The 6,987-nt window shown below is 46.1% G+C and carries 8 protein-coding genes and 1 pseudogene; 1 reads left to right on the forward strand and 8 read right to left on the reverse strand.

Annotated features, from left to right (window positions below):
* Window positions 1-153 precede the first annotated feature (153 nt).
* The 5 genes and pseudogenes from C7B77_RS20020 to C7B77_RS30205 form a co-directional block, all read right to left on the reverse strand.
* Window positions 154-882, reverse strand: coding sequence for a transposase (locus C7B77_RS20020; RefSeq protein WP_245894280.1), 729 nt, complete (start codon window positions 880-882; stop codon window positions 154-156).
* Between the two features lie 31 nt (window positions 883-913).
* A pseudogene (locus C7B77_RS31750) lies at window positions 914-1,258 on the reverse strand (helix-turn-helix domain-containing protein); the annotation flags it as partial.
* 301 nt (window positions 1,259-1,559) lie between these two features.
* Window positions 1,560-2,681, reverse strand: coding sequence for a glycosyltransferase family 4 protein (locus tag C7B77_RS20030; RefSeq protein WP_106308897.1), 1,122 nt, complete (start codon window positions 2,679-2,681; stop codon window positions 1,560-1,562).
* Between the two features lie 365 nt (window positions 2,682-3,046).
* Window positions 3,047-3,898, reverse strand: a complete 852-nt coding sequence (ylqF, locus tag C7B77_RS20035; protein ID WP_106308900.1) for a ribosome biogenesis GTPase YlqF — start codon at window positions 3,896-3,898, stop codon at window positions 3,047-3,049.
* A gap of 40 nt (window positions 3,899-3,938) precedes the next feature.
* Window positions 3,939-4,127 carry a hypothetical protein gene (locus C7B77_RS30205; protein WP_181243938.1) on the reverse strand — a complete coding sequence of 63 codons (189 nt, stop codon included), beginning with the start codon at window positions 4,125-4,127 and terminating at the stop codon, window positions 3,939-3,941.
* Window positions 4,128-4,242: 115 nt separating this feature from the next.
* Here C7B77_RS30205 and C7B77_RS20040 point away from each other — a divergent pair, with 115 nt between their 5' ends.
* On the forward strand, window positions 4,243-5,202 hold the full coding sequence (locus C7B77_RS20040) for a protochlorophyllide reductase (protein WP_425430839.1): 960 nt from the start codon (window positions 4,243-4,245) through the stop codon (window positions 5,200-5,202).
* 152 nt (window positions 5,203-5,354) lie between these two features.
* Here C7B77_RS20040 and C7B77_RS20045 read toward each other — a convergent pair whose 3' ends face one another.
* The 3 genes from C7B77_RS20045 to C7B77_RS30210 all read right to left on the reverse strand — a co-directional run bounded on the left by C7B77_RS20045 (window position 5,355) and on the right by C7B77_RS30210 (window position 6,947).
* Window positions 5,355-6,179 carry a fatty acid desaturase gene (locus C7B77_RS20045; protein ID WP_245894281.1) on the reverse strand — a complete coding sequence of 275 codons (825 nt, stop codon included), beginning with the start codon at window positions 6,177-6,179 and terminating at the stop codon, window positions 5,355-5,357.
* The gene (locus C7B77_RS20050; RefSeq protein WP_106308906.1) at window positions 6,163-6,378 is read right to left on the reverse strand and encodes a hypothetical protein; all 216 of its coding nucleotides are present in this window, start codon (window positions 6,376-6,378) and stop codon (window positions 6,163-6,165) included. The genes C7B77_RS20045 and C7B77_RS20050 overlap by 17 nt, the downstream gene beginning before the upstream one ends.
* A gap of 428 nt (window positions 6,379-6,806) precedes the next feature.
* Window positions 6,807-6,947 carry a hypothetical protein gene (locus tag C7B77_RS30210; protein ID WP_181243939.1) on the reverse strand — a complete coding sequence of 47 codons (141 nt, stop codon included), beginning with the start codon at window positions 6,945-6,947 and terminating at the stop codon, window positions 6,807-6,809.
* Between the last annotated feature and the right edge of the window lie 40 nt (window positions 6,948-6,987).

A 6,987-nucleotide genomic window follows, 5' to 3' on the forward strand; every position in this document is an offset into this window, starting at 1 on the left:
GCGATCCTGCTGCGCGACGGTCTTTTTGACCCAGGCTCCATCGATCTACCACCTTCTCTAACATACAAGGCGGACTTTGCATCACTAGCCACGATTTCAATCGTTGGCTACTCCAGCAACTTACAGCAAATTGCGATCGAATGTGCCACAAAATTAGCGAATTTTTTCTAGATAAAGACCACAATGATGAAACCAACTTAGAGTATTATCGTCAGTGATGTTCTCGATCGCGATGGCGATCGCCCGAACGGCTTGCCGTCTGCGACAGCAATCGAGCGAGTCAGCAGTTCGAGCACCAAGAAAACGGAGAATTTCTTTCAATTTAGACCAACATAATTCAATTGGAGACAAATCAGGAGAATAAGGTGGGAGAAATTTAACTTTTGCCCCAACAGATTTAATTAAATCTTCAGCTCTCTGGGCGTGATGTACGGGAAGATTGTCCATAACTACAATCGCACCAACCCATAATTGAGGTAGTAATATTCGTTTGATATAAACTAAAAAACTGGCAGTATCTAACCCACCTGTCAATGTCATAGTGGCAATCAATCCTTCATCACTCATCGCACCAATTAGGGTCAGATTTTTACCGCGAACGGCTTGCCGTCTGCGACAGCAATCGCCAGGACAATCATCATAGACCCTTACGCCACCTTCACCTCGACCATAACGCCTAGTCATAGAGCGGTTGATGCCTGTTTCATCAATAAATATTAAGTTTCTGATATCAAGTGTCTCTAGCCATTGTCGCCACTCATATCGTAACTTTTTGACTCTCTCTGTCTCGCGTTCGCTGGCAACTATAGTTTTGCTTGGTGCGCTTCCATGGTCGGGAGCGACGCACTTCGGACGGGTCTCCCGTCCGAGAAGGTGCGTCAAGACAGACCCGACCGGAGCGCATCCGCTTTTTTCTTCTTAATTTCATCCGATCTAAAGTACGACACAAGCTAGATTCGCTAACTTTTACTCCTATTTGCGACTGGATTACTGATTGAATTTCTCTCAAGTAAATGTCATTTTTTACAGCTACTATTTTTCTTAAGATTTCTCGATCGCCATAATTTAGCTTCGACCGAAGATCTCCTCCTCGCGGTTTGGCCGCAATCTCCCCTGTTTCTCGGTACTGACGTAATAGTTTCCTGATGAACGATAAACTGACTTTAAATCTTGCCGCCAATGCTCGCTGCGAACCTTCTTTATTTTGATAAGCGGTTAGTATTTTTGTTCGCAAATCGAGAGAGTATGCTGCTGCCATGTTTTATTTTTATTTACCTGCTTTTATTTTCTCATTTTTGTGGTTCATTCGATCGCAATTTGCTGTAGGTTATCTAGAGCCAGTCCTTTCAATGCGAACGTTTGTATTGCTTTCTCGATCGCCATATCATGCGGTTTTGAAGTTGATGCAATTATGGCGTGCCCCTTTTCGATCGATAAATCGCTCGTCATTCGATCGAAAAGGGGCACTACACCACTAATATCAATTGAATAGAGAACGGGTTTGCGCCATTCCCCGATTAGTTCTTCTGTTCGCGTTGAAAGGGCTGGTTATCTAGAGCCTAACTAACCGCCCTAATCGGTGCTAATATCTCGCCGTAAAGGTGTTCGATTCGATCGACGTTTCCTTTGAGGGTATAAGAGTCTAAGACGCGCTGACGGGCAGATTTGCCCAACATCTCGCGCCATGCGGCATGTTCTCGCAGCACGGGAAGTAAGGTGCGGAGTTGACCGGAAACGCCTTGAGTATTAATGACCACTCCAGCATCGCCTGCAATTACGGAAGCATCGGCACCTGCATCGGTAGCCACACAGGCGAGTCCACAAGACATAGCTTCTAAGAGCGACAGGGATAAACCTTCAACGAGCGAAGGCAGAATAAACACATCCGCACCGCGTAAAATTTCGATCCGCCGCGCATCATCGCGAATCGCACCCAGCCAAATTACCCCATGTTCGACATTGTAAAATGGTTCGAGATTGGGTTTGAGCGGGCCATCGCCGACTAATAAGAGTTTGCAACCGTAGTTGCCCATGTTGCAATATTTCCAAGCCTTGAGCAGCGATTCAACATTCTTTTCAGTAGAGATCCGTCCCTGATACACGTAGATTTGACTGGCTTTAAACTCTGCCTTGAGATTGCTAGCTCCTGGGGTATATTTTTGTTCGTCTACACCATTGGGAATGACGATGATGCGATCGCGTGCTACGCCAAGTTTGACTAATAAATCTTGCTGCTCCTCACAGAAGATAATCGTGCGATCGTACCTAGCCAAAAATGGCGCGTAGAGTTGATAGGCTAATAATTGAGTCGTGGAAGTGACATTGCGACGTTTGCCATCGTAGGGTGTGTGAAATGTCGAAATCAGCGGTAAATCTAGCTCTTGGCAAATTTCTGGGAGCAAAAAATCTAGCGGCGATAAACTCAAAGAAGCATGAACGATGTCTGGTTTGCGACGGCGGAGCGACCTTTCGAGAATGCGTTTGGCTCTAATTGTGGGAATCGTAAATACTTGAGATTTGTACAGAAATGGCAATGGCACCTCGTCACCATCAGCTTTAGTATCTGCAAAATGCATAAAGCTCACTTTGTGCCCGCGATTAGTTAAGGCACTCGTAATTTCTCGACTATAGGTAACATTGCCACAAAAAGGCGTTTTCTTTCCCAGCCACGCAATATGCATTTTCGTTAAATCGATCGGTACTTTGTAACTGCGGATCTTGAGGATTCAATCTATAGACAGTTATGGTGATAAGATCGGCAGCCGAATTCTAGATCGGTGTCGAACGCTTAGTAACTCTTCAATATACCAGAAAAGCTTACACTAGAGATAGTGTCTGGATGACAAAAGATCGGCTTCGATCGGCACAAATCGCAGTTGAGATCGTTCTCTAGCAGCCGCAAGCGAACATTTATGCCAACCACAAAACCTACCTAGATCTAATTCGAGGGAGCGATCGGATGTTGAATCTCGATCTGGAAGCGAGCAACTCTAGAATCGGGATTGAAGTGGTAGTTTGTGCGATCTTATACGGCTGGCAATCCAAATTATGGATTGGATTTGGGTGGTAATTCTAATGGAATACTCCCTAAGATCCCCGTCCGAAAATCATTCAAAATTAGATGCGATGTTCGTTCGAGATCGCCGCGATACTTTTCATTCGCTAGTTGATGCAGGTATTCTTCCCCACTCAAAGTAGTCGGAATCGAACCGTATCTATCTTCAAATCCAGAGACGTAGCCCAACTCCTGACACAACTCGATTAATGCGGCAGATATGCGCTGGCGATCGTATCCAGCTTCGCCGATATCGTCACAGATCGCTAGTTTAACGGCTGCTGCTTGGTCGTCGAGGCGTCCGGGAATGATGCCAGGAGCATCTAACAATTCTAATCGATCGGAAATTCTCACCCACCGCAGCGATTTAGTCACCCCCGCGCGTCTGGCACTTTCGACCACTCGCTTATTGAGCAAGCGATTGATCAGAGCTGATTTACCGACATTAGGAAAGCCGATGACGACCGCACGTACCGGACGCGGTAACATGCCGCGTTCTTTGCGTTTTTGGTTGATGGCAACGCCGACAGATTGAGCTGCTTTAGAAATAGCGGCAACCCCCGTACCCTGTTGTGCGTTAGCAAAAAATGGCTGTTCGCCTTGAGAGATAAACCATTCCGCCCATAATTCTTTAACGGTAGGCGGGATCGCATCGACCCGATTGACGATGAGTAATTTGTGTTTATTGCCAATCCAGGTTGCCAACAGTGGGTGATAAGTGGCAAAAGGAATCCGCGCATCCCTTACTTCGAGCACGACATCAACTTTTTTGACTTGTTCTTGCAGTTGGCGTTCGGCTTTGGCAATATGTCCGGGATACCATTGAATCGCAGGTATGGGCATGATAAACGGGTTTGCAGTTATTCAGTTACCAGTTTAACCGCTAGACTCGGAATTTATGCGTGGATGGGTGGGAGAGGGGGAAAGGGGTGGATGGGTGGATGGGTGGATGAGTAATGGGTAATAGGTAATAGGTAATGGGTAATGGGTAAAAAATGACGAGCGATGCATTATTCCCAATCCGCAATCCTGTCTTGATGCGCGCTTGTCGGGAAACCAGACGAGCGCGCATCGCAAAATCCAAAATCCAAAATCCCCATCTCCAATGCCCAGATTGTTTAAAGGGTTGTGTCGATCGAGCGACTTGTGGCGATCGCGGAGCTTAAAATATTGAGACTATTATAAATTTGCATAATATGACTCAACAAACAGTAATTATTACCGGAGCCTCGTCAGGTGTCGGATTGTATGCGGCGAAAGCCATGGCGGACAGGGGTTGGCATGTGGTGATGGCTTGTCGCGATCTCAATAAGGCAGAACAGGCGGCGCAGTCACTCGGCATGTCTTTAGATAGCTATAGCATCATCCATATCGATCTCGGATCGCTAGAGAGCGTCAAGAAATTTGTCGGGGAGTTCCGCGCGACTGGCAAATCCTTAGATGCTTTAGTCTGTAATGCGGCGGTATATCTACCATTGCTCAAACAGCCGATGCGATCGCCAGAAGGCTATGAATTGAGTGTGGCTACCAATCATTTCGGGCATTTTCTGCTGTGCAAGTTGCTCCTAGATGACTTAAAAGCTTCCCCTGCACCAGATAAACGTTTGATTATTTTAGGTACGGTTACGGCCAATTCTAAAGAGCTAGGCGGCAAGATTCCGATTCCCGCACCCGCAGATTTAGGCGATTTACAAGGCTTGGCGGCAGGATTTAAAGCCCCAATTTCGATGATTGATGGCAAGCCATTTAAGGCGGGTAAGGCTTATAAAGATAGTAAGCTGTGCAATATGATGACCAGTCGCGAGTTACATCGCCGCTATCACGATAGCACTGGGATTGTCTTTAATACGCTCTATCCCGGTTGCGTTGCCGATACGCCGCTATTTCGGAATAGTTATCCCTTATTCCAGAAGATCTTCCCCTGGTTCCAAAAAAATATCACCAAGGGTTATGTGTCTCAGGAGCTAGCTGGAGAAAGAGTCGCTCAAGTAGTCGTCGATCCAGAGTTCAAGCAATCTGGCGTGCATTGGAGTTGGGGCAATCGTCAACAAGCCGGACGCAAGGGCTTCGTTCAGGAATTGTCAGACAAAGCCAGCGATGACAAAGCAGTAAGGATGTGGGATTTGACTGAGAAACTAGTTGGATAGTGGATAGTGGATAGTGGATAGTGGATAGTGGATAGTGGATAGTAGATAGTTGATTTCGGATTGAAAATAGTGCAAATAATGCGTCGATCGTCAGTTCTTACCGATTACCCATCCACCCATCTACCCATCCACCCATCCACCCATCCACCCCTCTATCCCCTAACGATCGCGCGCTGAAGTTCGGATTGGATAATATTTGTCAAGTGTCCGCTGCGGGAAATATTAGCTCGCGGCTGATGCTGACGCACGGAGGGGAGGCGATACCATGGTAGCGAGGGGTACTCATGATGCTCCCAGTGGTAGCCGAAGTGATAGCAAGTCAAAAACGACCAGACGAGCGGCAAATTGCTGCTGACGGCGTTGTGAGAATTTTGATGCTGACTGGTTGGTGTCGCTCTACCACCCGATCGATGGGGTAAGTAAGTCCCAAACAAGAAGAGTTGAATGGAACTCAGCACGATCGGTAATACCCAAAATAAAAACAGGTTGGCGATCGGTACGTGAAAGACCAAAAATAGGGTAAAGAAGATAACTTTCATCCCAAAGAATAGGACGACTTTTTGTCGAAAATCCAAATATTCTTGCATGAACTTGAGATACCAAGCCCCAAAGCTATCGCGAACGCCATCGTGAAAATCGGGATCTCCGACTCGACCGGGTTGGAGATGGTGTTGCCAGTGGTGATGTGCTAGTTTTTGATAAGGTAGGAGCGCGTATAATGCCAGTGCAAATTGGCCGATCCAGTAATTGACACGGCGATTTCCCGGCAGAATGGAGCCATGAATTGCATCGTGAGCGACAATAAATAGCCCAGTCTGGATAAATGTTCTGGCTAAAATAACTGGTACGATCCCAAACGGTAATAGTGTAGGGACATCGATCGCAAAGACAATGCCAAGACTCACGATCCAGAGCGCGACGATCGCGCTGGCTACCATAATTCCAGTCAATTGCGGTAATTTACGATCGTGCTGCACGCAATTCTGTCTCACTGAGTAACACCATAGTTTCTGCACCAACTCTTCCAAAGGTTGGCTCTTGCCCTAGCGGCATTTCAATTAGATACGTCCAATGTTGCGCTTCAAATTTGATACTGCGCACGATGCCTTCCCCGCCTGCGAAGCTGACCCTCTGAGCGCGTTGGAATTTATGTAATTTGTCGATTGTTGGCATCATCGATCGAACCTCGTGACTTCATTCTTGATGTTTTCTATTACAACAGAAATTAACAATTTTATAATGTATCTTTCTAAGGAAAAAAATATGGATTCATCTATACCTTTTGACTGCACTAAAATATGAGTCTTTCTCTACATGCTGTCGTCCGCTCGTTAGATGGTTACCAAAAACCGAGGATTCGATCGTCAAAACTTGCGCTGTGTCAAGCATTAGAGCTTTATATTCGCTTAGATGCGTCAGTGGTTTTATCCAAATTCTCTCGATCGATGCGAGAATTTGCTCGATCTAATTGTTAGTTTGCAAACATCAGGATAGTTCGATAAAACTGTTTTTCGATCGCTCGTCGATCGTTAGATAAAATTTAAGACAACTATTTTTAATCGTTCGATCGAGTCGATTTTTACGATCGCGATCGGTAGCATTTTTTAGATCGATCGCGTCAATACCCCATCAGCACAACGATCCCCACCTTTTTGTAGAAGGCGGGGATCGTAACTAACATCATTTTGTCCTGTCGGAGAGGCTACGCCAATTGGATAATTATATTGCCATAATCTATTATCCATCCGACTCTCGATCGATAGCGATCGATCGCTCCATACTCAC

The organism is Chamaesiphon polymorphus CCALA 037, from assembly GCF_003003845.1.
GTDB classification, from domain to species: domain Bacteria; phylum Cyanobacteriota; class Cyanobacteriia; order Cyanobacteriales; family Chamaesiphonaceae; genus Chamaesiphon; species Chamaesiphon polymorphus.